This is a genomic window from Nonomuraea sp. NPDC048826 (assembly GCF_043198225.1).
Lineage (GTDB): Bacteria > Actinomycetota > Actinomycetes > Streptosporangiales > Streptosporangiaceae > Nonomuraea.
In genome coordinates, this window is record NZ_JBICUQ010000007.1 from 119,862 (window position 1) to 144,780 (window position 24,919).

The 24,919-nt window shown below is 73.3% G+C and carries 24 protein-coding genes; 9 read left to right on the plus strand and 15 right to left on the minus strand.

The features are described from left to right. Nucleotides 1-56: 56 nt before the first annotated feature. The gene (locus ACGFI7_RS25385) at nt 57-1,418 is read left to right on the plus strand and encodes an MFS transporter (RefSeq protein ID WP_393408917.1); all 1,362 of its coding nucleotides are present in this window, start codon (nt 57-59) and stop codon (nt 1,416-1,418) included. Here the strand turns inward: ACGFI7_RS25385 and ACGFI7_RS25390 are convergent. The 7 genes from ACGFI7_RS25390 to ACGFI7_RS25420 all read right to left on the minus strand — a co-directional run bounded on the left by ACGFI7_RS25390 (nt 1,412) and on the right by ACGFI7_RS25420 (nt 6,882). Continuing rightward, nucleotides 1,412-2,155 carry an arylmalonate decarboxylase gene (locus ACGFI7_RS25390; protein WP_393408920.1) on the minus strand — a complete coding sequence of 248 codons (744 nt, stop codon included), beginning with the start codon at nt 2,153-2,155 and terminating at the stop codon, nt 1,412-1,414. The genes ACGFI7_RS25385 and ACGFI7_RS25390 overlap by 7 nt on opposite strands. Further along, a complete protein-coding gene (locus tag ACGFI7_RS25395; RefSeq protein WP_393408922.1) occupies nt 2,152-2,874 on the minus strand; it encodes an SDR family oxidoreductase in 723 nt (240 codons plus the stop codon). Before ACGFI7_RS25395 ends, ACGFI7_RS25390 begins: the two co-directional genes overlap by 4 nt. Then, complete coding sequence (locus tag ACGFI7_RS25400) at nt 2,859-3,773, minus strand: hypothetical protein (protein WP_393408924.1); 915 nt, start codon at nt 3,771-3,773, stop codon at nt 2,859-2,861. Before ACGFI7_RS25400 ends, ACGFI7_RS25395 begins: the two co-directional genes overlap by 16 nt. Next, nucleotides 3,770-4,471, minus strand: a complete 702-nt coding sequence (locus tag ACGFI7_RS25405; protein ID WP_393408926.1) for a hypothetical protein — start codon at nt 4,469-4,471, stop codon at nt 3,770-3,772. The genes ACGFI7_RS25400 and ACGFI7_RS25405 overlap by 4 nt, the downstream gene beginning before the upstream one ends. Further along, nucleotides 4,446-5,576, minus strand: coding sequence for a Rieske 2Fe-2S domain-containing protein (locus tag ACGFI7_RS25410; RefSeq protein WP_393408928.1), 1,131 nt, complete (start codon nt 5,574-5,576; stop codon nt 4,446-4,448). Before ACGFI7_RS25410 ends, ACGFI7_RS25405 begins: the two co-directional genes overlap by 26 nt. Beyond that, the gene (locus ACGFI7_RS25415) at nt 5,569-6,477 is read right to left on the minus strand and encodes an alpha/beta hydrolase family protein (RefSeq protein WP_393408930.1); all 909 of its coding nucleotides are present in this window, start codon (nt 6,475-6,477) and stop codon (nt 5,569-5,571) included. Before ACGFI7_RS25415 ends, ACGFI7_RS25410 begins: the two co-directional genes overlap by 8 nt. 123 nt (nt 6,478-6,600) lie before the next feature. Beyond that, a complete protein-coding gene (locus ACGFI7_RS25420) occupies nt 6,601-6,882 on the minus strand; it encodes a Dabb family protein (protein WP_393408932.1) in 282 nt (93 codons plus the stop codon). Between the two features lie 87 nt (nt 6,883-6,969). On the opposite strand from ACGFI7_RS25420, the gene ACGFI7_RS25425 reads away from it, so the two are divergent. After that, entirely contained in the window at nt 6,970-8,514 is a 1,545-nt protein-coding gene (locus ACGFI7_RS25425) for a nitrilase-related carbon-nitrogen hydrolase (RefSeq protein WP_393408934.1), read from the plus strand. 54 nt (nt 8,515-8,568) lie between these two features. On the opposite strand, the gene ACGFI7_RS25430 is transcribed toward ACGFI7_RS25425, so the two are convergent. Genes ACGFI7_RS25430 through ACGFI7_RS25450 form a run of 5 tightly spaced genes read right to left on the minus strand, consistent with a single transcriptional unit; the run spans nt 8,569 to nt 15,093 of the window. Beyond that, nucleotides 8,569-9,987 carry an aldehyde dehydrogenase family protein gene (locus ACGFI7_RS25430; protein ID WP_393408937.1) on the minus strand — a complete coding sequence of 473 codons (1,419 nt, stop codon included), beginning with the start codon at nt 9,985-9,987 and terminating at the stop codon, nt 8,569-8,571. Nucleotides 9,988-10,030: 43 nt separating this feature from the next. Further along, nucleotides 10,031-11,161, minus strand: a complete 1,131-nt coding sequence (locus ACGFI7_RS25435) for an FAD-dependent oxidoreductase (RefSeq protein ID WP_393408940.1) — start codon at nt 11,159-11,161, stop codon at nt 10,031-10,033. Next, a complete protein-coding gene (locus ACGFI7_RS25440; RefSeq protein ID WP_393408942.1) occupies nt 11,158-12,558 on the minus strand; it encodes an aldehyde dehydrogenase family protein in 1,401 nt (466 codons plus the stop codon). The genes ACGFI7_RS25435 and ACGFI7_RS25440 overlap by 4 nt, the downstream gene beginning before the upstream one ends. Beyond that, a complete protein-coding gene (locus ACGFI7_RS25445; protein ID WP_393408945.1) occupies nt 12,555-13,832 on the minus strand; it encodes an acyl-CoA dehydrogenase family protein in 1,278 nt (425 codons plus the stop codon). Before ACGFI7_RS25445 ends, ACGFI7_RS25440 begins: the two co-directional genes overlap by 4 nt. Next, complete coding sequence (locus ACGFI7_RS25450; RefSeq protein WP_393408947.1) at nt 13,810-15,093, minus strand: flavin reductase; 1,284 nt, start codon at nt 15,091-15,093, stop codon at nt 13,810-13,812. Before ACGFI7_RS25450 ends, ACGFI7_RS25445 begins: the two co-directional genes overlap by 23 nt. A 132-nt stretch (nt 15,094-15,225) precedes the next feature. Between ACGFI7_RS25450 and ACGFI7_RS25455 the strand changes: the two genes are divergently transcribed. Then, nucleotides 15,226-16,014, plus strand: coding sequence for an IclR family transcriptional regulator (locus ACGFI7_RS25455; RefSeq protein WP_393408949.1), 789 nt, complete (start codon nt 15,226-15,228; stop codon nt 16,012-16,014). A gap of 7 nt (nt 16,015-16,021) precedes the next feature. Here the strand turns inward: ACGFI7_RS25455 and ACGFI7_RS25460 are convergent, their stop codons facing one another. Further along, entirely contained in the window at nt 16,022-17,074 is a 1,053-nt protein-coding gene (locus ACGFI7_RS25460; protein WP_393408952.1) for a GNAT family N-acetyltransferase, read from the minus strand. Nucleotides 17,075-17,104: 30 nt separating this feature from the next. Here ACGFI7_RS25460 and ACGFI7_RS25465 point away from each other — a divergent pair, with 30 nt between their 5' ends. The 3 genes from ACGFI7_RS25465 to ACGFI7_RS25475 all read left to right on the plus strand — a co-directional run bounded on the left by ACGFI7_RS25465 (nt 17,105) and on the right by ACGFI7_RS25475 (nt 20,034). Continuing rightward, nucleotides 17,105-17,566, plus strand: coding sequence for a MarR family winged helix-turn-helix transcriptional regulator (locus tag ACGFI7_RS25465; protein ID WP_393408954.1), 462 nt, complete (start codon nt 17,105-17,107; stop codon nt 17,564-17,566). Between the two features lie 143 nt (nt 17,567-17,709). After that, a complete protein-coding gene (locus ACGFI7_RS25470) occupies nt 17,710-18,150 on the plus strand; it encodes a protein-tyrosine phosphatase family protein (RefSeq protein ID WP_393408956.1) in 441 nt (146 codons plus the stop codon). 381 nt (nt 18,151-18,531) lie between these two features. Next, nucleotides 18,532-20,034 carry a hypothetical protein gene (locus tag ACGFI7_RS25475; RefSeq protein ID WP_393409560.1) on the plus strand — a complete coding sequence of 501 codons (1,503 nt, stop codon included), beginning with the start codon at nt 18,532-18,534 and terminating at the stop codon, nt 20,032-20,034. A 123-nt stretch (nt 20,035-20,157) separates the two neighbouring features. On the opposite strand, the gene ACGFI7_RS25480 is transcribed toward ACGFI7_RS25475, so the two are convergent. After that, complete coding sequence (locus ACGFI7_RS25480; RefSeq protein ID WP_393408959.1) at nt 20,158-21,183, minus strand: helix-turn-helix transcriptional regulator; 1,026 nt, start codon at nt 21,181-21,183, stop codon at nt 20,158-20,160. 93 nt (nt 21,184-21,276) lie between these two features. On the opposite strand from ACGFI7_RS25480, the gene ACGFI7_RS25485 reads away from it, so the two are divergent. Together ACGFI7_RS25485 and ACGFI7_RS25490 are read left to right on the plus strand one after the other, a co-directional pair. Beyond that, nucleotides 21,277-21,699, plus strand: coding sequence for a VOC family protein (locus ACGFI7_RS25485; protein ID WP_393408961.1), 423 nt, complete (start codon nt 21,277-21,279; stop codon nt 21,697-21,699). Then, complete coding sequence (locus tag ACGFI7_RS25490; protein WP_393408963.1) at nt 21,696-22,838, plus strand: winged helix DNA-binding domain-containing protein; 1,143 nt, start codon at nt 21,696-21,698, stop codon at nt 22,836-22,838. Before ACGFI7_RS25485 ends, ACGFI7_RS25490 begins: the two co-directional genes overlap by 4 nt. A gap of 12 nt (nt 22,839-22,850) precedes the next feature. Here ACGFI7_RS25490 and ACGFI7_RS25495 read toward each other — a convergent pair whose 3' ends face one another. Further along, entirely contained in the window at nt 22,851-23,687 is an 837-nt protein-coding gene (locus ACGFI7_RS25495; protein WP_393408966.1) for a nitroreductase/quinone reductase family protein, read from the minus strand. A 419-nt stretch (nt 23,688-24,106) separates the two neighbouring features. On the opposite strand from ACGFI7_RS25495, the gene ACGFI7_RS25500 reads away from it, so the two are divergent. After that, complete coding sequence (locus ACGFI7_RS25500) at nt 24,107-24,874, plus strand: putative protein N(5)-glutamine methyltransferase (RefSeq protein ID WP_393408968.1); 768 nt, start codon at nt 24,107-24,109, stop codon at nt 24,872-24,874. Nucleotides 24,875-24,919: the final 45 nt, after the last annotated feature.

Consider the following 24,919-nt stretch of genomic DNA (forward strand, 5'->3'; position numbering starts at 1 on the left):
TCCCAAAATAGAACGAGATCATTGACGGGAAACACTGTTTCCATAACGATGTGCGCATGTCTAACAGCAGTGAGCACATCGAGGTCCCGATCGTCGGAAGAGCGCCCAAGCGGGTGCGGTTAGCCGCGGCGGCGCCGTTCGGCTGGTGGCCCGCGATCTGTGTCGCCCTGATCGCGTTCATCGATCGGGTGGAGTTCAACCTGATGGCCGGCGCGCTCGCCGACATCCAACGGGAGATCGGTTTCGGTGACACGGCCGGCGGCGCCATCGCCACGGCCGCGTCGCTGGCCGGGGTCATCCTGCTGATCCCCGCCGGGCGGCTGGCCGACCGGGGCCGCCGGACCTGGACCCTGGCCCTGGTGGTGGGCGTCTGGTCGCTGCTCACCCTCGGCAGCGGGCTGGTGACCACGTACGCGTTGCTGTTCACCGTGCGAGTGCTGCTCGGCGGCGCGGGATTGCTCTACAACCCGGCCGCATCCAGCCTGCTGGCCGACTACTTCCCCGGCAGCAGCCGGGCCAGGGCGTTCTCGCTGGAGCGGTTCGGCTACTTCGCCGGGCCGCCCGTCGGCATCATCGCCGGCGGGGCGCTCGCCGACGCCTACGGCTGGCGCACCATGTTCTTCCTGGTGGCGGTGCCCGGCGTGCTGATCGCCCTGCTCTGCCTGACCCTGCGTGAGCCCGAGCGCGGCACCGGCGACCGCATCGAGCTGCTGCGCACGGGCCAGGCGCCGCCGGTCGCGCCCGCCCCCGAGCCCGCCGCCGGGTCCAAGGGGCGCGCCTCGGTGCTGGCCGAGATGCGGGACCTGCTGCGGATCAGGACTTTGCGCGCGATCGTGATGGGGCTGGGTACGGTCTTCTTCGGGGTGAGCGGGCTGATGTTCTGGCTGCCCACCTTCTACCAGCGCACCTTCGACCTCCCGCTCGGGGCCGCGTCCGGCATGGCCGGCGGCGTCGGGCTGCTCGGCATCGTCGCGGGCAGCATCATCGGGGCCCGGCTGGGCGACAAGGGCCACGGGGTCAGGCCCGGCTGGCGGGTCACGCTCGGCGCGTGGGGCCTGCTCGTCGGCGCGGTCAGCCTGACGGGCGCGGCCGTGCTGCTGGTGCTGCCCGCCCAGCTGATCTGCCTGGCGCTGTCCACGGCGGGGTTCCTGGTGGCCATCCCCAGCCTCACCGCCGCCACCGCCGACGTGGTGCCCGCCTCCCGCCGGGGGCTCGGGTTCGCGCTGCTGCAGTTCCTCATCTCCCTCGCCGGGTCGGCGGGGCCGCTGATGGTCGGCGCGTTCTCCGACGCCACCGGCTCGCTGCGCTGGGCCTACGCCATCCTGTCGATCCCGCTGCTGGCGGGCGCGCTGCTGGCGTTCCGGGGCAGGTCGAGCCTGGAGGACGACCGCAAGGCCGCCCTCCAGGACCTTCAGTGATCGCGCAGGAGCGAGCCCGCCCCGTACACCTTGTCCTCGATGCCGTTGTCGCGCAGCGCCATCCACCAGGTGGCGGCGTTGATCGCGATGACCGGCTTGCCGAACCAGCGCTCGGCCTCGTCGGCCAGCCGCACCATTGACAGGTTCGTCCCGCACTGCACCAGCACGTCGACGTCGGCGGAGTTGACCTCCATCAGCGCGTCGCGCAACTCCGCCTCGCTCACGTGCGCGATCGACACGGCCGTGGGGCACTTCAGGCCCTTGATCGCGGTCACCTCGAAGCCGATCTCCGAGAAGAAGCGGACCACGTTCTCGTCGCCCACCGGCTGGTAGGGGGTGACGACGCCGATGCGGCGGGCGCCGAACAGCTTCAGCGCCCGTTCGCAGGCCTCCGCCCCGGTGGCCACCCGCAGGCCGGTGAGCTCGTGGATCTGCTCCACGAACTGCCGGTTGCCCTCGACGCCGCCCCAGAAGGTCTCGGCCGACATGCCCATGACCATGTAGTCGGGCTCGCAGGTCATCACCCGTTCGCAGGCCGCGCCGATCTCGGCGCGGATCTGCTCCAGCAGGCGCTCCATGCCCGCGTCGCCGGCCATGTTCTGATCCCTGATATGGATCCGGCTGAAGTGCGCGGTCACCCCGGGCACGGTCATCGCGTAGAACTCCGGCTCCACGATGGTGTTCGTGGACGGCGCGATCACTCCGAACTTGCGGCGCCAGCCGAGTGCGTCGGTCACACCAGTACCTTTCTCTTGGTGAAGGGAGCGGCCGCGAACCGGGCCGCGACCTTGCGGCCCGTCAGCCAGCGGACGTGCGCGCCGTTCCGGGTCCGGGCGAGCGCCTGCTCGGCCAGCCACGGCGTCACGGTCTCGACCCGGTCGGCCAGGATGTCGAAGATCTTGCGCGACTTCGGGTTGAGGTCGCGGACGAGCAGGTCGGTGACGACCATGCCGGGGCTGAGCAGCCCGACCGAGACGCCGTCGGGCACCTCCTTGGCCAGGGCCTTGGTGAGGTAGGTCAGCGCCCGTTTGCCGGCCCCGTACACCGACAGCCCCGGCACGGTCCGGCCGTCGCTGCCCAGTCCCTCCATGTTCCAGACGTGGCCGTGGCCCTGGGCGGTCATGCCCGCCAGCGCGACCGCGCAGCCGTTGATCACCCCGGTGAGGTTGACGTCGACGACCGCACGGGCCTCCTGCTCGGGCAGCTCCCACAGCGGCACGCGGGCGTGCGTGATGCCCGCGTTGTTGATCCAGAGGTCGACCTTGCCGTGCGCGGCGACGGCTGTGTCCCACAGCCGGCGTACCTGGGCCCGGTCGGCGACGTCGGCGACGATGCCCAGGCCGTCCTCGGGCGCCTTGGTGCTGCCGCAGGTGACCACCTGGTGGCCGCGGGCCAGGAACTCCTTGACCAGGCCCTGCCCGATCCCGCGGCTGCCGCCGGTCACGACGATGACCACGTCAGCACCCCGTGCATCACCGCGGTGAGGGCGCCGCCCTCGAACAGCTGGTAGACCACCGCCTGCTCGGTGCCGGAGCCCATGCCGGGCGCGGCGTCGAGCATGAACTCCCGGCCCTTGAGCTTCCAGACGTCGGTGAAGTGGACGCTGGGGTAGTTGGCCCGGCCGAACGCCTGGGCGTTGCCCCACGCGGCCGGCCCCTCGTAGAAGGAGCGGCAGCCGTCGCGCCGCACGTCCACCGTGTACTCCCGGTCCAGCGCGCCCGACCAGGTCACGTGATGCCGGGTGCGGAGCAGGTCGAGCGGCTCGAGCTCGACCCGTACCTCGACGGCGCCCAGAGGCTTCTGGTCCGCGCCGTACAGCTCGCAGGAGCCGGCGAACGCGCCGCCGGTCTTGGTCGGCAGGATGTACGGGACCGGACCGTTCCTGGTCTCGGCGGCGAGCCAGTCGGCGGTCTTGCCCGGGTCGCGGGTGTAGAGGCCGTTGAAACAGCCGACGACCGCGGGGCCCTGGTAGAGCATCGAGGAGTAGACCTGGATGTCGCCGATCACCTGGTTGAAGGTGTTGAGGTCGACCTGCCAGCCCGGCCCGTAGTAGTGCGCGTCGACGAAGGACCCGTACGGCTGGCCGGTGCCGTAGAAGTCGGGGCCGGTGTAGATCCGGCTGGCGTCGGAGTCGACCACCCCGAAGGCGAACGGGGCGCCGAGCCGGAACCGGCCCGCCAGCGGCCCGCCGCCCTCCAGCCCGCCGTCCATGTAGTACGTGGTCACGCCGTTGTCCATGACCGAGGAGCGACGGATGTCCTCGAATCCCAGCCACGTCCCGGTGTGGTCGAACAGGGACGGACGGCCGACCCATTCGCCCTCGATGCGACGCTGCCACTCGCTGGACTCGGTCAACTCAGCAGTTCCTTCCGCACGGTCTCCGACTGCTCGGCGCCGATCAGCCTGGTCACCTGGTGCCAGACGGGGTCCACGTCGGGGGAGAAGAGGTTGGCCCGGTTGACGCGGTCGCGTTCGGCCAGGTCGCCGGTGGGCTGGGGGACGCCGTCGGCGGCCAGCGCCAGCCAGTGGTCGAGGTAGGCGTCGACGGTGGTGCCGAGCTTGGCGAAGGCGTCGTCGGTGGCGCGGCACACCAGCATCCAGGGCGACATCATGGCCTTCTGGCGGGCGGTGATGGCGGCGGGCGAGAGCCCGTCGAGCTGCCAGGCGCCGTCCAGCAGGTCGGTGAGCGGCACGAAGCAGGCGTCCAGATAGTCCAGGTTGACGGCCAGATCGGCGCGCGGGATGAGGTCCAGGTGCATGGCGTGGAACTCGGCGGCGGCCACCGCGTCCACGGTGAAGTGCGGCACCGCGGAGCCCGGCCGGGTGAACGCGAAGATCATGTGGCTGTCCAGCCCGATCTGCGGCACCACGAGGCTGACCGCCACCGCCTTGTCGACCGGCCCGTCCGCGCCCGAGGGGCGCAGCACGAGGAGCCGGCCGACGGGGTCGGGCGACATCGGCGAGGTGAGCGGCACCTCGGCGGCCGGCCTCAGGTCCAGGGCGGTGGTCAGCCGCTCCAGCGTGCGCTCACTCAGCGCTTCGGGCAGGCTCATAGGTCTCTCCTCGGGTCTTGTGCACCCATGCGCGGGCGAGTTCGGGATTGTCACGGCGGGCCGGCGAGGCGATGACGGTGGCCTCGCGGCGCGGCACGTCACCCATCACCTTGTCGTCGTCGCCCAGCCACCAGCCCTGGTCGATGAGCTCCTGACGGCGCCGCCGGTAGGCGATCTGCGTGGCGTCGCTGCGCAGGTGCAGCTCGGCCGCGAGGTCGAAGGGCAGCAGCTCGGGCCGCTGCGACTCCACCACCCGCCGGTCCTGTTCGAAGATGCGGACGATCCGCTTGATGGCGTTGCGGTCGGCCCACTTGCCGGTGAAGAAGTTGCGGTAGCCGACGAGCTTCACCAGCGTGCGGTTCTGCGACAGCGGGATGTTGTGGTCGTACATGATCAGGTCGCCGAACGCGAGCCGGATGTGCAGCTTGACCACGTTCGGCAGATACCAGCTGTTGGTGACCACGACGGGCTCGACGCGCTTGCGGGACAGCATCCGCCACAGGCCCTTGGACGCCGGCGGGTGGAGCAGGACGTCGGCCTGCGCGTGCCATTCGCTCTGGTGCACCTCGTAGTCCGGGATCTCCGGCTTGTCGGGGTTGCCCATGATGGTGCGGTGCACGAACGGGGTGTGCGCCGCGTCGATGGCGTTCTCCATCGCCCGCTCGTAGTTCGCCTCCAGGACGGTCTGCCAGTAGACGGGCCGGAAGGAGGGGTCGGCGTGCTCGGGCACGTGCGGGATGGGCGGCCGCTGCTCCTCGGGCAGGTCACCGAGGTAGGCCCAGACCAGGCCGTACTTCTCCTGCACCGGGTAGGCGTCGACGCGGGCCTTCTTCGGGATGCCGCGCCCGGGCGGGTTCGCCGGGATCCGCACGCAGGCGCCGTCGGCCTCGTACTCCCAGCCGTGGTACGGGCAGGCGATGCGGTCCTCGACCATCTCGCCCATCGACAGGGCGCCGCCGCGGTGCACGCACAGGTCGGACAGGCAGGCCACCGAGCCGTCGCGCCGGCGCCAGATCACGAAGTCCTGTCCGAGGCAGGTGACCTTGCGCGGCCGGCGCTCCACCTCGTGGGAGAACTCGATCGCGTACCAGAAGTTCTTAAGCATGCTTCCTCCTTACGGGCAGATCGGCCAGCACGGTGCGTGCCTCCGGATCGTCGCGCAGGTGGGTGCGGAGGAACGCGGTGATCAGCTGGGCGAGTTCTGGACGGGGCTCTGCGGTGGGCGGCAGGTCCAGGAAGGCGCGTGCGGCCGTCGGATCCACCGGGTCGGCGATCAGGAAGTGGTTGGCGCCCTCGAAGACGGCCAGCAGGTGCTCGCCGTCGCCGAGCGCCTCCTCGAAGGTCCGGGTGACCGGGTCCGCGGCGTGCCGGTCCTCGCCGTAGCGGTCGGCGCTGCCCATGATGACGCCGTCACGGGTGCCGACCGACAGCAGCACCGGGCAGTCGGCCTGGGCGGGCAGCACGGTGCCGGCCGGCCAGCCCAGCATGGTGGCGACCATGGTGTGCGCGCCGTAGGAGAAGACCGCCTTGACGCCGGGGAAGAACCGGGCCGACTGCATCGCCACGGTGCCCCCGGCGGAGTGCCCGCCGATGGCCACCCGGTCGAGGTCGAGCACTCCCTTGAGCAGGTCGATCCGGGCCAGCGAGGCCAGGACGTCGCCGATGGCCGGGCAGGTCGGCCGGGTGCCGTACCGCTCGGGCGAGGCCGCGGTCAGGTCGACGCCGGGCGTGAGCCCGTACTCGCCGCCGAACAGCTCGCCCACCCGGTCGAACGTCACGCACACGAATCCGGCGCGGGCGATCTCGACCGCCAGCCAGCGGTAGGCGTCCTGCCCGACGTTGATCCCGGACAGGAACAGCACGACCGGGTACGGCCCGCCGTCGGGCGCGAACGTGCCGGTCAGCCGGTCGCCTTCGGCCACCGCCGGATAGTGGACCTTCAGATGCGCGGTGCCGAACGGCGGCGTGCCACCGGTGTCCGCCGCCCACCACAGGGACCGGATCATGACGGCCTCGGCCGGTCCGGTCGCGCTTGCCTCACAGCTGTTCCCCAGTCTGTCACCAGCAAAGAAACGGTGTTTCCCTTGCAGGATCCCCCGAAACGGGCACCCGTGTCCAGGAGATCGCCGCTATCCCTCGTGGTCGACCACCGCGCGCGCGTCCAGCCGCGGGCGCAGCCAGCCGGCCACCTCCAGGTGCTCGGGGTGCTCCTGGTAGCCGCGCAGTTCGTCGGCGGACTCATGCCTGGTGACCAGGCACAGGTCGTAGGAGACCGGCGAGTGCACCACGTCCAGGTGCACCGACAGCTCCTTGATCTGCGGCACCTTGCCGGTCAGCCCTTCGAGCAGCCTCTTGGCCTCCGGCGCGTCGGCGGGGTCGGTGAACTTCATCAGCACCACATGGGTCAGCACGGGCCGTCTCCTCTGGACATCGGGCTCTGGTTTGCGAGATTGTAGGCGTTGGAAACACCGTTTCTCTAGAGGTAACAGGGAGGCACTGTGGTGCGGGTCGCCGCGGTTCAGTTCGAGGTCGGCCAGGACATCGCCGCGAACCTCGCCACCAGCTTGCGCATGATCGGCGAAGCCGCGAGCCGAGGCGCCGAGCTGATCGTCTTACCCGAGTTCTGCAACCATCTGTCCTGGTACGAGAGCCGCGAGCAGGCCCACGCGCTGGCGTGCCGGCACGGCGATTCCTTCCTCACCGCGATCGCCGACGCCGCCCGCCGGCACCGCGCGCACATCAAGATCGGCGTCACGCTCGCCCATGACGACGGCCGCACCACCGGCGCCTCCCTCCTGTACGGCCCGGACGGCGACCTGCTGGGCGAGGCGGACAAGCAGATCCTGATGGGCTCCGAGAACGACTACTTCCAGCCTGGCGCCGAGCTCGGCCCGGTGATGGACACCCCCGTCGGCCGGATCGGCATGTACGCCTGCATGGAAGGCGTGATCTGCGAGGTCACCCGCGGGATGGCCGTGCGCGGCGCGCAGGTGCTGCTCAACAGCCTGAACTCGTTCGCCACCGACGAGGCCTCGCTGCACATCCCGGTCCGCGCGGCCGAGAACAAGGTCTGGGTGGTCGCCGCCAACAAGGTCGGCCCGCTCATCCCCGCCGACCGGCTGGCCCAGGTCAGCGCCGGGCTCAAGATCCCGGCCGAGTGGCTGCACGGGGCCGGGGAGAGCCAGATCGTCGCTCCCGACGGGACCACCGTGGCCAAGGGCCCCCGCACCGGGGAGGCGGTCGTGGTGGCCGACATCGACCCCGGCAGCGCCGACGATGACCGCGCCCGGCATCTCGCCACCCGCCGCCCCGCCCGCTACACCGCCATCGCCCGGCCCCCGCGCGGCCGCACCGCACCGCCGGGCACGCCGGAGCTCCACGTCGCGGTGGTCCGCGGCGGCGCCTCCGCCGTGCGCCGCGCCGCCGCCGACGGCGCCGCCCTCATCGTCCTGCCAGAGGGCTCCCCGCTGACGGCGGAGGAGGTCGCGGAGGCCGTACGGGAGACTCCGGCCCATGTCGTGACCGGTTCAGGGACTCTGGTGAACGCCTCCGGCGCGCTGCCTCCCGAGGAGTCCGCCGACGACCCGTGCCCGATCCACCGGCTGCCCTGGGGCCGCCTGGCGGTCATCGCCGGGGAGGACGCGCGGCACCCGGAGGAGTTCCGCCTGGCGGCGCTGGCCGACGCCGACGTGGTCGCGGTCCCGTACACCGCCAGGGAGGCATGGGAGCTGCGGCTCGGCCTGCTGGAGCGGGCCGCGGAGAACCGGCTCAACCTGGTGGTGGCGGGCCAGGACGGCCCTGACGGCGTGGCGGGGCTCATCCTCGGCGCGCCCCGGGACTTCACGCTCTGGACCGTCTGGGAAGGTCCCTTCACCGGCCGCATCAGCCATCCGGAGGTGACCACGGTGAAGAACTCCGACGAGGTCGTGCATGCCGTGGTCCGCCCGGAGCAGGCGGTCAACCGGCATGTCTCCCGGGGCACCGACGTGGTGGACGGCCGCCCCTGGCAGCTGGCCGGCGCCCTGACCGAACCCGCGCGCTGACACCACGAGGCCCGGGGCGATCGGCGATCGCCCCGGGCCTCGTCGTTGTCCGGGTCATACGGGATAGGCGGTGGCGGACATCCCGGCGCCGTCGCGGCGGAAGGCCGCGGGAGCGTGCACGACCGCGCTCTGCACGTACTCCAGCAGCCCTTCCTCGCCGTACTCCCGGCCGTAGCCGCTGCGCTTGACGCCGCCGAAGGGGGCGCGCAGGGACATGCCGGTGCGGTTGTGGGTGTTGACGAAGACGAAGCCGGCCTCCAGGCGGGCGGCCAGGGCGAAGGCGCGGTCCTCGTCGGCCGACCACACCGAGGCGCCCAGGCCGAGTTCCCCGGCGTTGGCCCTGGTCAGCGCCTCCTCCTCGGTGTCGTAGGACAGCAGCGGCACGACGGGGCCGAACTGCTCCTCGGCGACCAGGGGAGCGTGGTCGTCGAGCCCGGTGACGAGGGTCGGGGTCACGAAATATCCGGATTCGGGGTCGGCGTCCATCCGGCCCAGCGTCACCTCCGTACCGCCCCGCTCGACCGAGGCCGCCACCAGCCCGCGGACCCGGTCGGCGGCCTGGGCGGAGATGACGGGCCCCATCGTCACCCCGGGCGTCAGCGGGTCCCCGGCCACCAGGACCCGCGCGGCCGCCGCCCGGTACGCCTCGGTGAACTCCGCCGTCCTGGCGCGCGGCACGTACAGCCGCTTGGCGGCCATGCACACCTGCCCGCTGGTCGCGAACGTCGCCATGACGAGGCGCTCGTAGTCGTCGCCGGAGAGGGCGAAGTCCGGCAGGAAGATCGCCGGGTCGTTGCCGCCGAGCTCCATGACCGTCGGCGTGAGCATCGCGCCGGCCGCCGCGGCGATCTCCCGGCCGGCCGCGTCGCCGCCGGTGAAGGCGACCTTGCGGACCAGCGGATGGGTGACCAGGGCCCGCCCGGTGGCCGCGCCGCCGTGCACGGCCTCCACGCCCGGCAGCGCCGCGGCCACCTCGCCGACCGTGAGCGGCGCCAGCGGCGACGGCTTGAGCACCACGGCGTTGCCCGCCGCCAGCGCGGGCGCCAGCTTGACGACGGCCAGGATGACGGGGGCGTTCCACGGCGTGACGCACCCCACCACTCCGTACGGCGCCCGCCGCACCACCAGGCGGCCGGCCGCGTCGTCGGTCTCGGCGGGGGCCAGCACGCGCGGCGCGTGCTCGCACACCCAGCGCAGGTGGGCGAGCGCGAACGAGATCTCGCCCCGGCAGTCGGCCAGCGGCTTGCCGGCCTCGCGTGCCAGCAGCACGGCCAGCTCCCCGACCCGGCCGGCGAGGGTCTCGGCGGCCTGGCGCAGGGTGGCGACCCGGTCGCCGATCGGCCGGGCCGCCCACTCCCGCTGGGCCGACGCGGCCCGGCGCACCGCCGCGTCCACCCCGTCCGCGCCGGTGACGGGGACCCGGCCGACGATCTCGGTGGTCCGGGCGGGGTTCTCCCGGCTGATCAGGTCCATCGGATCTTCCTTTCCCGCCCGTCCTGGGCGGCCGCCGCGACCGTCACCTGAGCGAGGTGATCAGGCAGGCGCGGAGCAGGTGCTGCCTGGCGGCCTCCGGGTCGGCGGCCAGGGCGCGCAGCTCGGCGTGGTGGGCGGCGGGGTCGGCCGAGCGCAGCTTCTCCCAGTTGCCGTGGCTGATCGCGCGCACGTGCTGGAGCGCCACCTGCCGCCGGCGTTCCGCGGCGGCGTCGACCGCCGCGCTGTCGCCCGAGAGCAGCGCGGCGGCCATGAGCACGGCGTCGTGGATGCCGCTGTTCATGCCGAGGCCGCCCAGCGGGTTGTTGACGTGCGCCGCGTCCCCGGCCAGCAGCACCGGCCCGTCCCTGAAGCGGCCGGCCACCCGCTGGTGCACCCGGTAGAGCGAGGAGTGGGCGACCTTCCAGTCGCGCCCGGGGTCGGCGACGGCGCGCAGCCGCCCGGCCAGCCGGGCGAGCTCCGCGTCGTCGGGGGTGTCGTCGGGCGTGGGCAGCAGCACCCGCCAGTGGTCGGGCGTGCGCAGCAGGACCAGCCACTCCTCGGGGTCGAAGACGTAGTTGATCGGCGCGATGCCCGGCAGCAGGCTTTCCACGTCCTCGTCGGTGGAGGCGACCAGGAACCGCTCGGGGTAGGTGATGCCCTCGAAGGGGATGGCGAGCGCCCGCCGCACCGCGGAGTGGGCGCCGTCGGCGCCGATCAGGACGTCGGCGTCGAACGGCACGCCCGCCGCGGTGGTCGCCCGCACGCCGCCGGCGCGCGGCAGGACCTCCTGGACGGCCGCCCCGAACACCACCTCGCCGCCGTGCCGGAGCAGGTGCTCCATCAGGATGGGGGTCAGCTTGCTCTGCTCGCACTGCACCCGGTACGGGTACGGCGTGTCCTCGGCGAGCACGGCCATGTCCAGGGTCGCGATGGCGCCGCCGCGCCGGTCGCGATACTGGAAGGTGGGCGCGACCAGCCCGCGCGTCATCAGCTCCGGCAGCACGCCGAGCTCGGCCAGCATCTCCAGCGTGGGCGGGTGGAAGGTGGAGGCCCGTGACTCGGCGGCCAGCTCCGGCCCGGCCTCCAGGACGGTCACCGGCACGCCGCCGCGCGCCAGGGTGAGCGCCGCGGTCAGTCCCACCGGCCCGGCGCCGGCGATCAGCACGCGCTTCACGGCGCCCCCTCGACGCCGACGACGCGGGTGCCGGTGAAGAACCGGATCGTCTCCGCCGTGCCCTCGTCGACCAGCCCGGACAGGCCCCACGCCGGGCGCGGCGTGAACAGGTGCAGGCTCATCACGCTGGACCCGTTGACCTTGACCTCGCCGGCGCGCACCTGCCGGGCGACGGCCAGCGCCCGCTCGGTGTCGGCGCCGACGACGTAGCCTTCGAGCCCGTACGGGGTCGCGTTGGCCAGCCGCACCGCCTCTTCCTCGGTGTCGTAGGGCACCACGGCGGCGACGGGCCCGAAGATCTCGTCGGCCAGGTCGGCTCCGGTGATGAGGGTGGGCGCCAGGTAGTTGCCCTTGGCGGGCATGTCGCCGTACGCGGTCGCGTGGCCGCCCGCCTCCTCCGTCGCGGCGCGTACCCGGCGCAGGTGGACGGAGTGGACCAGCGGCCCGTAGGCGGTCTCCGGGTCGAGCGGGTCGCCGGCGCGCAGCGCGGCGAGCCGCTCGCCGACGGCCGCCACCAGTTCGGGCAGGCGCGGCCGGGGCACGATCAGCCGGCCGAGCGCCCGGCACCACTGGCCGTTGAGCGAGGTGAGCAGCTCGGCGGCGGCCGTGGCGGCGGCGTCGGTGGCGGCGTCGGGCAGCACCACGAGCGGGTTGTTGCCGCCGAGCTCCAGCTGGGCGGGGCGCAGCGCGCTCGCGCAGGCGGCGGCGACGGCCCGCCCGCCGGCCAGGCCGCCGGTGAAGGAGACGACGCGGATCCGCGGGTCTTCGGCCAGCCGGGCGCCGGTGCGGGCGTCGCCCATGACGAGCTGGAAGACGCCGGGCGGCAGCACCTCGCCGAGGACCTCGGCCAGCAGCTGGGTGCCGTAGGGGGCGTACTCGCTGACCTTGAGCACGACGGGGCATCCGGCGGCCAGCGCGCTGGCGGCCTTGTGCGCGGCCATGGGGGCGGGCGCGTTCCACGGGACCAGGCACAGGGCCGGGCCCCAGGGCAGGTGGTGCACCTCGACCCCGTCGCGGTCGGCGCGCAGCAGGCCGGCCCGGAGCCGGCCGGCGGCGAGCGCGAACGCGCCGTGCACGATCAGCCCGAGCCCGCTGGTCTGCCCGATCGGGACACCGGTGGCGAAGGACTCCAGCGCGGTGATGTCGCCGACCCGGCGTCGCAGCGCCTCGGCGGCGGCGTCGAGCAGCGCGGCGCGTTCCTCGACGGAGGTGCCGCCCCAGCTCGCGGCGGCCCGGTCGGCGGCCGCGAGCGCCGCCTCGACGCGGGCGGCGGAGGAGCCGAGGGCGCGCGCGACCGGCTCGCCGGTGGCGGGGTTCTCCAGGTCGAAGCCGAGGTCCTCGGTGCAGCGGGCCCAGTCGCCGTCGACGAGGTCGGCGGTTCCGGGAAGCGCGATCACGACTTCTCCACGGTGGCGAACAGCGTGTTCTCCTTCTCCTGGGTCACCATCTGGGCGACCTCCAGCCGGCCGCGCTCGGCGGGGAAGGTCATGACCAGCCCCATCGCCAGGTCGCGCAGCGCCCGACCGGCGGTGCCGGTCATGGAGGCGCCGGAGGTGCCGGAGGCCTTGAACGCGCCGAGCGCCACCTGGAAGCACGCCTCGGTGACCGATCCCTTGCCCATCCGCCACTGGCGGAAGACGTCGGACTTGGGCCGCAGCGGCGGCTCGGAGGTCTCCAGCAGCAGCTGGCGGCGGAGCCACAGGTAGGCGGTCTCCAGCTGGACGGTCATCTCCCCGATGATCTGCTGGTGCATGGGCGAGGAGGCGATCGGCCTGCCGGTGTCGGCGAAGGTCTTGCGGGTGAGCTGTTCGAGGGTCTCGTCGTAGACGTTCTGCGCGCAGCCGGTGTAGACGGCGGAGATGGCCAGCTGGTTGCCGACGAAGCTGCCGCGGCTCATCTGGAGCATCCGGGTGAACGCTCCGGGCACGGTCAGCGCCTCGTCCTCGGGGATGAACACCTGGTCCAGCCGGATGCCGTTGTTGGCGGTGGCCCGCATGCCGAGCCCGTCCCACGGCGCCCGGGTGGAGACGCCCTTCGCGTCGCGCGGCACGAAGAAGGTGACCAGGCCCTCGGCGGTGTCGTAGCCCTCCAGCTTGGCCGTGGTCAGGTAGTAGTCGGCGACGCCGGTGGCGCAGCCGAACGACTTCTCGCCGTCCAGGATCCAGCCGCCCTCGGTCCGGCGGGCGGTGGTGGCGATGGCGATGTTGGCGGCGGAGCTCTTGACCGACTCCGAGGCGAAGTTGGCCAGCCAGACGCCGGACGCCATCCTGGTCAGCACCTTCTCGGCGAAGGCCCGTACGACCGGGATCTCCTCCTCGTCGAACAGGCCCGCCTCGATCGCCTCCAGCGGCAGCAGGCCGCGCGAGGCGCTGGTGTTGTGGAAGAAGAAGGCCAGCGCGGTGGACGGGCAGGCGGTGCCCATCGCGAACGTCGCGGCGGCCAGGTCGCGCAGGGTGCCGCCCAGCCCGCCGTACTCCTGCGGCACCACGAGGCCGAGCAGCCCGGCCTCGCGCAGCAGCGCCACGTGCTCGATCGGGAAGTCGCCTTCCTGGTCGGCCTTGACGGCGGCGGCGCGCAGGGCGGGCAGCACGGACTCGACCCGCTCGGCGCGGGCGCGCTCGGCCTCGGTCATGTCGTCGATGAAGCGCTCACCGGTCAATCTGTCGATCACGTCGTCCCCTTTGGTTCGCGAATTTGTAGGTGCGTCCGGGGAGCACGGATCCCCAGGTGCTTTCCAGTTCGGCAGCGCTGGCGACCAGCACCGACCGGTCGACGGCGGTGTCCACGTCGAGCTGTCCGGCCAGGAAGAGCACGTCTTCGGCGGGCAGCGCGCCGTCGACGCCGCCCAGCGTGGTGTCGAAGTGCCGCACCCCGCTCTTCATCGCCACCAGCGCGTTGACCAGGCCGATGCCGTGGCGTTCGCGCAGGGCGACCCGGACGGTGGCCGCCCCCGCGACCGCGGCGGCGTCCTGCAGCAGGTCACGGACCCGGATCGGGGTGGCGGCGACGGCGCCTTCCTCCAGCCCGATCTCGTCGCAGCCGAGCTCGGCCAGCCGGGCGACGGTGGCCACGACGTGGTCGGCGCGGTCGCGAGCGAACGCCTCGGGGACGTGGCCGACGGTGGCCAGCCCGGCGCGCCCGGCCGCCTCCAGGAGCCGGGCGGCCGGCTCGGGTTCCGCGGCGGTGAACTCGGCGACCCCGGCTCCCGCGGAGGCGACGGCCCGCGTCTGGGCGGGTTCGGTGATCAGGGCGGAGGCGGTGGCGGGGTCGAGGTCCTCGGGCGGCAGCGGGTCGGCGCACGGGTCGGCGCCCTGCTGGTCGAACAGCCGTACCCGGCTGCCCGCGGCGCGCAGCGAGCGGGCGATGCCGGCCAGCCGGGCGCCGGTGAAGCCGCGGGCGCGCAGCACGGCGAGCAGGCCGGTGTCGGCCACGCCGATGCGGTCGGGCAGCAGGTCGGCGAGCTGGCCCCAGGCGCGCGAGTGGAACAGCACCGGCGCCACCCGGCGCGGGGTGGCGGTCCTGAGCACCTCGCCGACGAAGATCGTGTGGTCGCCTCCCGGGTACGCGTGCGCGACCCGGCAGTCAAGCCAGGCGACGGCGTCGGCGAGCACGGGTGAGCCGGTCGCGCCGGGGATCCAGGGGGCGCCGGCGAACCTGTCCTCGGCGGGCTCCTGGCCGGCGAACCTGCGGCCGATCGCGATCTGGTCCTTGCCCAGCACGCTGACGGCGAAGAAGCCGTGCTCGGCCACCAGCCGGTGTGTCCTGCTGCCGTGGGCGAGGCATACCAGGACCATGGGCGGGGACAGGCTCACGCTGGCGAAGGAGCTGGCGGTCATGCCGTGCCAGGCCCCTTCGGCCCCGGTGGTCACGATGACCACGCCGCTCGGCCACTGCGCCATGGCCGCGCGGAAGGACTCGCCGCTTGCCGTCACCGGGTCTCCCTGTTCCATTGATGGAAACAGCGTCACGCTGACGGTAACGACTCCTCAAATTCGTGTCAACGTGACGCCGTTTCCCCAAGGGAAATAGACTGGGGCATGTCGTCGATGTAACAAGGGGGTCCGGTGCACGTCCAGGCGGAGTCGGAGAATCAGAGCCGGTCGATCGCCGCGGTCGAGCGCGCCATGGACGTCCTGCTGTTGTTCGGCCGGAGCTCACGGCCTGACCTGGGGGTCACCGAGATCGCCACCGAGCTCGACCTGACCAAGGCGGCCGTCCACCGCATCCTCACGGCGCTGCGCAACCGCGACCTCATCGCCGTCGACCCGGTCACCCGGCGCTACTCGCTCGGGCACGCCGCGATCGCGCTCGGCCGCGCCTACCTCGCGCGCACCGACCTGCGCGCGATGGCCGGGCCCGAGCTGCGCCGGCTGTCGGCCCAGTCGGGGGAGACCGCCACCCTGTCGGTGCGGCGCGGCGACACCCGCCTCTACGTCGAGCAGGTGGTGCCCGACCACGACCTGCGCATGGAGGTCTCGCTCGGCATCCCGTACCCGCTGCACGCGGGCAGCTCCTCCAAGGCGATCCTGGCGTTCCTGCGCGAGGAGGAGATCGACGGGTTCCTGTCCAGGCATCGGCTCACCGCGCTCACCGACAAGACGATCACCGACCTCGACGAGCTGCGGGCCGAGCTGGCGGCGATCAGGAAGCGCGGCTACGCCAGCTCGCTCGGCGAGCGGCTGGAGGGCGCGGCGTCGATCGCCGCGCCGGTCTTCGACCACGACGGGCTGGTCATCGCCGCGGTGAGCGTCTCGGGGCCGGGCAGCCGGTTCGAGCCGCGGATGCCGGACCAGGCGCCCCTCGTGGTGGAGTCGGCCTCCCGGCTCTCCGCCCAGCTCGGCCACATCGGCTGACCCGGGTTCAGGCCCCGGCCTTGGCCAGGGTGACCGCGTCGCCGTCGGCCGGCCCCGTCACCTCGAAGCCCTCGCTGCGGTAGAGGGCCAGGTTGCCCGAGCTCCTGGCGCCGGTCGACAGCACGACGCGGGCGCCTTCCGGCGCGGCGGCCTGGGCGGCGCGCAGCAGCCACCGGCCCAGCCCTCCGCCGCGCAGGTCGGGCACCACGGCGAGCCTGCCCAGGTGCCAGTCGGCGCCGTCGGCCCGGGTCCTGACCATGCCCACCAGCCGTCCGTCCAGCCACAGGCCGGTGGCGTCCCAGGTCGTCAGCCAGCTCCGCACGTCGTCCACGGTCTCCCGCAGCGCGGCCAGGGCCGTCGTGTCGTTGGCGACGGCCTCGTCCACCCAGCAGCATCGCTGCAGCACGGTCACCTCGGGCGCGTCGGCGGGCGACAGCCGCCGCAGGTAGGAGCCCGGCAGCGGGCCGGGCGGGAAGCTCTCGCGCTCGCGCACGGGACGCAGGGCGTGGGCCACGCGGACGAGCTCCTCCAGCACCTCCACGGCGGCGCCGTCGCGGGCGGGGTCGGGCACGAGGCCGCCGTCGCGCACCGCCTCGCCGATGCGGATCGCGACCGTGGCGCCCAGCGGCACCAGCCGCAGCGTGGTCACCACCTGCTTGGCGTGCTGGACCGACCGGGTGCCCGCCGAGGTGTTGCCGTAGCTGACGAACCCGATCGGCTTCCACGCCCATTCGCGGCTCAGGTAGTCGAGCGCGTTCTTCAAGGTGGCGGGCATCCCGTAGTTGTACTCGGGGGTGACGGCGATGAAGCCGTCCGCCGCCTCGACGATCGCGCTCCACCGCTTGGTGTGCCCGTGCCGGTAGAGGCCCGAGGACGGGTGTTCCTCCTCGTCCAGGAACGGCAGGTTCAGCTCGGCGAGGCTGACCGGCACCAGTTCGACGCCCAGCTCGGCGGCGCGGCCCGCCACGGCTTCGAGCAGCCATCGCTGGATGCGGGGCCCAAGAGCGCCGGGGCGGGTGCTGCATCCCAGGACGACGACACGCACAGGTTTCGTTGACATGTAAACGAATGTAGATGGTAGATTGATTACATGTCAACGACTTCGTCGGACGCGGTCCGGTGGCTGGAGGCGGACGAGGAACGGGCCTGGCGCGCGTTCCGCCGCGTCATGATCGCCGTGCAGACCGGCACCGCCCACGACCTGGCCGCGATCGGGCTCTCCGAGGCCGACTACGAGGTCCTCAGCACGCTCTCCGAGCGGCCCGGCCACACCAGCAGCCTGGGCGAGCAGGCCACCAAGATGGGCTGGTCACGCAGCCGGCTGTCGCGGCACGCCACCCGGATGGAGGCGCGCGGCCTGCTGCGGCGGGCCCCCGACGAGTCCGACGGCCGGGGCTGCCTGCTCGTGCTCACCGACGACGGGCTGGCCGCCCTGCGCGACGCGGCGCCCGCCCACCTCGTCTCGGTACGCCGCCACTTCATCGACCGGCTCACCCCGGACGACCTCGCCGCCATCGAACGCATCGCCCAGCACCTCGAATCGGGCGGGTGACCGGATCTTCCGCGGCATCATTCGCCGGAGTTCCGCCGATCTTCCGGCGGATCTTCCGTGGGCGCCGGATCTTTCGTGTGCCGGATCTTCCGCCGGAAGCGAAGCCGCCGGTCGGCGGGGGAGACACGGACGACAATGAGCCCATGGCGGACACACGACTGACCAGCGCGATCCAGTTGCCCGACGGCGGGTGGGTGCGCGGCCGCGGCCTCAGGAATCCCGCCCCGGCGGGTGAGGTCCCCGACCGGGGCCTCTACCTGGGCGGTGGCCGGTTGCGCCGGAGCCATGACGCTCAGCTGATCTGGCCCCACGCGTGGATCGACTGGCCGGATTTCCTGTTGCCGCGCGACCGCGAGCAGGCGATCCGGCTGATCCGCGAGCTGTCTGAACACACCCGCTCCGGCGAGCGGGTCGAGGTGGCCTGCGGCGGCGGCGTAGGCCGCACCGGCACCGTCATCGCCTGCCTGGCCATCCTGGCAGGCATCCCCGCCGGCGAGGCCGTCACCTGGACCCGCACCCACTACCACCCCCGCGCGGTCGAGACCCCCTGGCAGCGCCGCTGGGTAGAGCGTTTCCCCATCTGACCCGGTCCGGGGCGAGTCCTCACGCCGCCGAGCAGAGCACTCACCCGCCTCGCCTCGTCCGGCCGCAGAACTCTGGCGGAGTCGGAACGCCGTGGCAGCGCCGCTGAGCAGAGCACTCACCCGCCTCGCCTCGTCCGGCCGCAGGTATCTGGCCCGGTTGAGACGCCGTGGCAACGCGGCTGGTGGAGTCCTTCCGCCTGACCTGGTTCAGCCGGGGTCCCTCGTGTGGGGGATCCGCGTCGCTGGCGGCAGGGACGCGGAAGATGGCTCCGCGGCGTGACGCCCTCGGGGGGCCGCGCTACCTAGTCTGCCCGCCATGGACGCGACAACCGAGTCACCCGCCCTCACCCCGTTGATCTCCCTTCCCGGAGCCGCGTCGTGATGCGCGCGGAATGGGCGACGTTCCGGGCCAGCCGCGGCCGGGTGATCGCCATGCTGGTCGCGCTGCTGATCCCGATGGCGGTCGGGCTGGCGTTGACCCTCACCGCGCAGGCCACGTGCGGCAAGTTCGACCTGGCCACGCGCACCGACATCGAGGAGCCCTGCCCGCCGCCCGTGCTCGGGCCCGGCGGCCAGGCGGTGGAGGACGACTTCACCTTCGTGCACCGGTCGCTGCGCGGCGACGGCAGCATCACCGCCCGGGTGACCGGGATGACGGGGCGGATCAAGGAGCCGCCGCCTCCCGGCACCGGCGCAGGTCCTCCGCCGGTCCCCGGGCTCGTGCCCTGGGCGAAGGCGGGCGTCATGGTCAAGGACGGCATCGAACAGGGTTCGCGGTACGCGGCGGTCATGATGACGGCCGGGCACGGGGTGCGGATGCAGCACGACTTCACCGAGGACACCGCGGGCTCGACCGGCGGGTTCCCGCGCTGGCTCCGGCTGACCAGGGCCGGCGACACGCTGACCGGGTTCGAGTCGCCCGACGGGAAGCGGTGGACCGAGGTCGGCACGGCGCGGCTCGACGGCCTGCCCGAGACGGTGGAGATCGGGCTGTTCGCCGCCTCGCCCGGCGCGGTGACGATGGGCGGTGGCGGGCCCGAGTCGCGATTCACCGAGGCCACCGGCGTCTTCGACCAGGTCAGCCCGCGAGCCGGCGACTGGACGTTCGACGACATCGGTGTCGAGATGGAGCCCGACGGCGTCACCCCGCACCACCCCGGCGCCTTCTCCCGCTCGGGTGACGAGTTCGTCGTGACGGGGGTCGGCGACATCGCTCCCGCCGTGGCCGGCCAGCCCATCGAACGGACCCTCATCGGCGGGCCGGTGGGGCTCCTCGTGGTGATCGTGGTCGCGGTCGCGTACGCGACGTCGGAGCGCCGGCGCGGCGCGCTGCCCGCCAAGGCTGTGGTGATGGGGACGGCCGCCTTCCTCGCCGGGGTGATCCCCGCCGCGGTGGTGGTGCCGGTGAGCCTGGCGGTGCTGCCGTCCAGGGGCGTCCATCCTCTTCCGGTCGGCCTGCCGGCGTACCTGCAGGTGGTCGTCGGCACGGGTCTGCTGTTCACCGCCGTCGCGGTGCTGTCGCTGGCCCTGGGCGCGTTGATCAGGCGCCGGGCGGTGGCGGTCGTCGCGGCGGTGGCGGCGGTCGTCCTGCCCTACGTCCTGGCGCTCGCGGGCGTGGGCGAGTGGCTGCTGGTCTTCACGCCCGCCGCGGGTTTCGCGATCCAGCAGAGCGTCCCCGAGTACGCGCACATGGAGGACGTCCACCTCCCGATCATGGGCTACTTCCCGCTGCCGCCGTGGGCGGGCTTCGGGGTGCTGTGCGCCTGGGCCGCGCTCTTCCTGTGGGCGGCGATCGCGTCCGCCCGCCGGCCCATGACGGGAACGCCGACGCCCGAACGGGAGGAGGCATGGACACCCGGCTGGAGGGCGAACAGCGGTTCCTGACCTTTCCCGACGGGCGCGCGAGCCGCGGAGATCCGCATGCGCGTCGAACCCGGCGCACGGGAGATGAAGCAGGCGATCGAGGCCAAGAGTCACCGAAGGTGACACCACAGGCTGGTGGAGGGGTCAACGCCGCAGGGCGGTCTCGCCGGTCGCGGCGGCGGTGAAGCGGCGGGCCAGGAGGGCGAACGCTTCCTTGAGCTCGGGCGGGCCGATGACCTCGATGTCGGCGTCGAACCTGCCGAGGTCGGCGGCCAGGCCCGGCCATGACCAGGATCCCAGGACGAGCCGGCAGCGGTCCGGGCCGAGTTCCTCGACGACGCCGTCGCGGGCGTATCGGGACACGTCGGCGGCGGGCAGGCCGAGGATCACCTCTCCGCGGCAGGGCCAGTCGCCGGCGCCGGAGCCTCGGAACCTGCCGGCCACGAACGCGGCCACCTCGCCTCCGGGCAGTTCGCGTGGCTTGAAGCGGGGTCCCGTGGGAGTGCGCGGGGTGATCCGGTCGGCGCGGAAGGTGCGCCAGTCCTCGCGGTCGAGATCCCAGGCGACGAGGTACCAGCGCCCGCCCCAGGTGACGAGGTGATGGGGCTCCACGCGGCGCGGCGGCTCGGCCTCGCGCACTCCGGCCGTGCCGCCGGCCCCCTTCGCCTGCCGGGCGGTGCCGCCCGGCGCGGGTGGGGTGGCGTAGTCGAAGCGGAGGACCTCGCGGGCGTGGACGGCGGCGCTGAGTGCCAGGAGCACACGGCTGTCGACCTGGGGAGCGGTTCGTTCGACGGCGGTGATGCGCAGGGTGTCGACGCGGTGGCGCAGCCGGGCGGGCATGACCTGGCGGACGGTGGTCAGCGCGCGGGCGGCGGCCTCCTCGATGCCGGCGCCGCTGGTGGTGGCGATCTGCAGCGCGATGGCCAGCGCGACCGCCTGCTCGTCGTCGAAGAGCAGCGGGGGCAGGTCCTTGCCGGCGTCGAGCCGGTATCCGCCGTCGGGACCCTTGACGGCGGCGATGGGGTAACCGAGTTCGCGCAGGCGGTCGACGTCGCGGCGGACGGTGCGCGGGCTGACCCGCAGCCGTTCGGCCAGCAGCGCCCCGGGCCAGTCGCGGCGGGCCTGGAGCAGGGAGAGCAGCGCCAGCAGCCGCGCTGAGGTTTTCGGCATGACATCCATGGTGCCCGGAGTAGAGGACACTACCTGTCCTCTTCGCCTGCGACTGTGGTCTGCGAACGAACGATCGACCTTGAGGAGCCGACCATGCCCATGAAGACCGTGACGCATCTGAACTTCCGCGGCGACGCCCGCGCGGCGCTCGAGTTCTACCGGGCGGTGTCCGGGGGTGACCTCGCCGTGGTGACCTACAAGGACGCCGGGGCCGTGCAGGATCCCGCCGAGGCGGACCAGGTGATGTGGGGCCAGGTCGTGGCCGCGAACGGCTTCCACGTGATGGCCTACGACGCGCCCGCCCAGGTGCCGTGGGACCGGGGCGAGAACGCGTTCTTCGTCTCCCTGCGCGGCGAGAGCGCGGACGAGGTGACCGCCTGCTGGGAGAAGCTCTCCGAGGGCGCCGTCGTCGCGCGGCCGCTGGGGCCCGCGCCGTGGGCCGCGCTGTACGGGATGCTCACGGACCGGTTCGGGGTCACCTGGGTCGTGGACGTGGTGGGCGGCGGCAACGGATGACGACCCCGACGACACGATCGGCGCGCGGGCGGGTGCTCGGCGCCCGGGCGCTCAACCGTGCGACGCTCGCCCGGCAGTTGCTGCTCGACCATGCCGACCTGCCGGTCCTGGACGCCGTCGCGCACCTGTGCGGGTTGCAGGCGCAGGAGCCGCAGGAGCCGTTCGTCGGCCTCTGGTCGCGGGTGCGCGGCTTCGGCCCGGCGGCGCTGTCGGATCTGCTGGTGGGGCGGAGCGTGGTGCGGGTGCACCTGATGCGGCGCACCGTGCATCTGGTGAGCGCCGCCGACGCCCTGGCCTGGCGGGCGCGGCACGACGGCATGCTGCGTCAGCGGGTGGCGGCGACGTACCGGGCGGAGCTCGCCGGGGTGGACCTCGACGAGCTCGCCGCGGCGGGACGCGCGGTGCTGGCGGACGGCGAGCCGCGCACGTCGGCGGAGCTGACGCGGGCGGTCGCCGGCCGCTGGCCCGGGGCGGGGCGGCGGGCGCTGGGCGAGATGCTCGTCTCCGCCCTCGTCCCGGTGGTCCAGCTGCCGCCGCGCGGCGTCTGGCGGGTGAAGGCGGGGGTGCGCGTCGTCCCGCTGTCGTCCTGGCTGGGGCGCGAGATCGACCCGCCTGCCCCGGGCGGATCCGATCCGGCCGGCGAGGCGCTGGTGCGGCGCTATCTGGCCGCGTTCGGCCCGGCCGCCACGGCTGATCTGCGTGCCTGGTGCGGTCTGGCGGGGCTGCCGGCGGCGGTGTCGGCGATCCGCCCGGAGCTGGTGTCCTTCCGGGACGAGCGCGGCCGGGAGCTGCTGGATCTGCCGGACGCGCCGCGCCCGGACCCTGACACGCCCGCCCCGGTGCGGTTCCTGCCCGCGTTCGACAACGCGATCCTGGGTTACCACGACCGCGGCCGGATCATCGACGACGCGCACCGCGGCCTGTCGGTGGCCGGGGAACGCGTCGTCCTGGTCGACGGCCGGGTCGGCGCGACCTGGACCGTCGAGACGGGCACCGGGCCCGTCATCGTGCGGGTCGTGCCGTTGCGGCGCTTCACCCGGGCCGACCGCGCCGCCGTGGCCGAGCAGGGAGCCGCGCTGGCGTCGTTCCTGTCCGGCGGCGAGAGCCACCGGGTACGGATCACCGCGTCTCCCCGCTGAGAGCGGCCGAGGTCAGGGCATCGCGTTCAGGATGGGGACGAGGTGTTCCTCCTCGTAGTCCAGGTGCGCCTCCACCTCGGCGGTCAGCCGGTCGACCTCGGCCGACACCGCCGCCCGGTCGGCGTGCTCGCCGCCGAGGAGGAGGCGCAGCGCCTCCAGGAGGCGGGCGATCTCCTCGTGCTCGCGGTGCAGCCGGGTCATGACGTCGGCGAGCTCCGGGTGCTCCTCGCCCAGCCGGGGGAACATGTTCGTGTCCTCCATCCGGTGATGGTGGCCGAGCCCCTGGCACACGACCAGGCAGTTGACGCGCAGTTGCGCGCCCAGGACGCCGCCGGACGCGGCGACCTCCTTGCGGACGATGTCCAGCTCCTTGCGGAAGGCGTCGTGGACCATCTTGAGCCCGTCGCCGCGCCGGGTGACCGCGGTCTCGGGCGGGCCGGCGGGTTCCAGCGCGACCACGGGCAGGACGCGCCCGGACGCGTCCTCGTACCGTGCCCATCCGGGGTCGGCCTCGACGGCGCGGGCGAAGATCCGATCGCGTTCCGCGCCTTCCAGGACGCGGGCCCGCGCCTCGTACGTGAATCCGCCGGTCTCGATGGTGACCTGCGGGTTCTTGCGGAGGTTGTGGTACCAGGCGGGGTGGCGGGGTGAGCCGCCGGCGGAGGCGATGACGTGCCGCAGGCCGGGCTGCTCGTCGGGCAGGTAGCCGAGCGGGGTGGTGTGGCGGGCGCCGGACCTGGCGCCGGTGGTGGTCAGCAGGAGCAGGCGGGCGTCCTCGAAGGGCGGCCCGACGCGGCCCCGGCCGGCCCGGAACTGGTCGATGACATGCTGGTTGAAGTCCATGGTCATGCGGTGCTTTTCTCCCCAGGGGTAGGAAAGCCCGCACGCCGACCACGCGAAGCGCATAGCTGGCGAAGCTACGGAGAAGAAGAGGAAGCGGGGACGGCGCGCAGGCGCGGTCTCAGATCAGGCGCATCCGTGTGTCGTGGTCATGACATCGTCCCCTTGCTTCGCGGCCTCCATGCCACCGCCGTCCACCCGTGCGGCGTCACGCGACCTGTCGATCATTGAACGCCTCCGCCGTGACGGCTGTCAAATCCCGCCCGGGTGTTTGCGGGACGTGGGGCCGTCGGCTAATGTCGCCATCCCAGCGACGACGAGGAGGTGAGACCGATTCCCGCACGTACCGGCCGGGTGCTCTCACCTCACGACATCCGCCCGGCCTGACCGGCCGGGGGAGAGCGCCCGCGACATCTCGAAAGGCGCTCATGTCTCTTTCCGTCATCGTCACCCGGCTCCGCGCCGCAGGCTGTGTCTTCGCCGAGGACGAGGCGCGGCTGCTGGCCGACGCCGCCCCCGACCCCGGCGCGCTCTCCCGTCTGGTGGAGCGCCGGGCCGCCGGTGAGCCGCTGGAGCACGTGGTGGGCTGGGCCCGCTTCCGTGGCCTGCGCATCCTGGTGGATCCGGGGGTGTTCGTGCCGCGTCCGCGCACCGAGTTCCTGGCCGAGCAGGCGGTCGCGGCCGCGCCCCCGCGCGGCGCGGTGGTGGTGGATCTGTGCTGCGGGTCGGGTGCGCTCGGCGCCGCCCTGGCGGCGGCGCTGGAGGGGGCGGAGGTGCACGCCGCCGACATCGATCCCGCCGCCGTCGCCTGCGCCCGCCGCAATCTGCCGGGGGCCGGGGTGTACGAGGGGGATCTGTACGATCCGCTGCCCGCGAGGCTGCGCGGCCGGGTGGACGTGCTGCTGGCCAACGTCCCGTACGTGCCGACCGGCGAGATCCCCCTGCTGCCCGCGGAGGCCCGGCTGCACGAGGCCCGGGTGGCGCTGGACGGCGGCGGTGACGGGCTCGAGGTGCTGCGCCGGGTGGCGGCGGGCGCCGGGGAGTGGCTGGCCCCGGGCGGCCGGTTGCTGTTCGAGACCGGGGAACGTCAGGCGCCGCACGCCGTCGAGGCGATCGCCCGTCACGGGCTGACGCCGCGCGTGGCCCGCTCCGCCGACTGGGACGCCACCGTGCTCATCGGCTCCCGGCGGGCCTGACCTGAGGACTCGGGCCGTACAGGGGTCGTCCAGGGCGATGAGCTT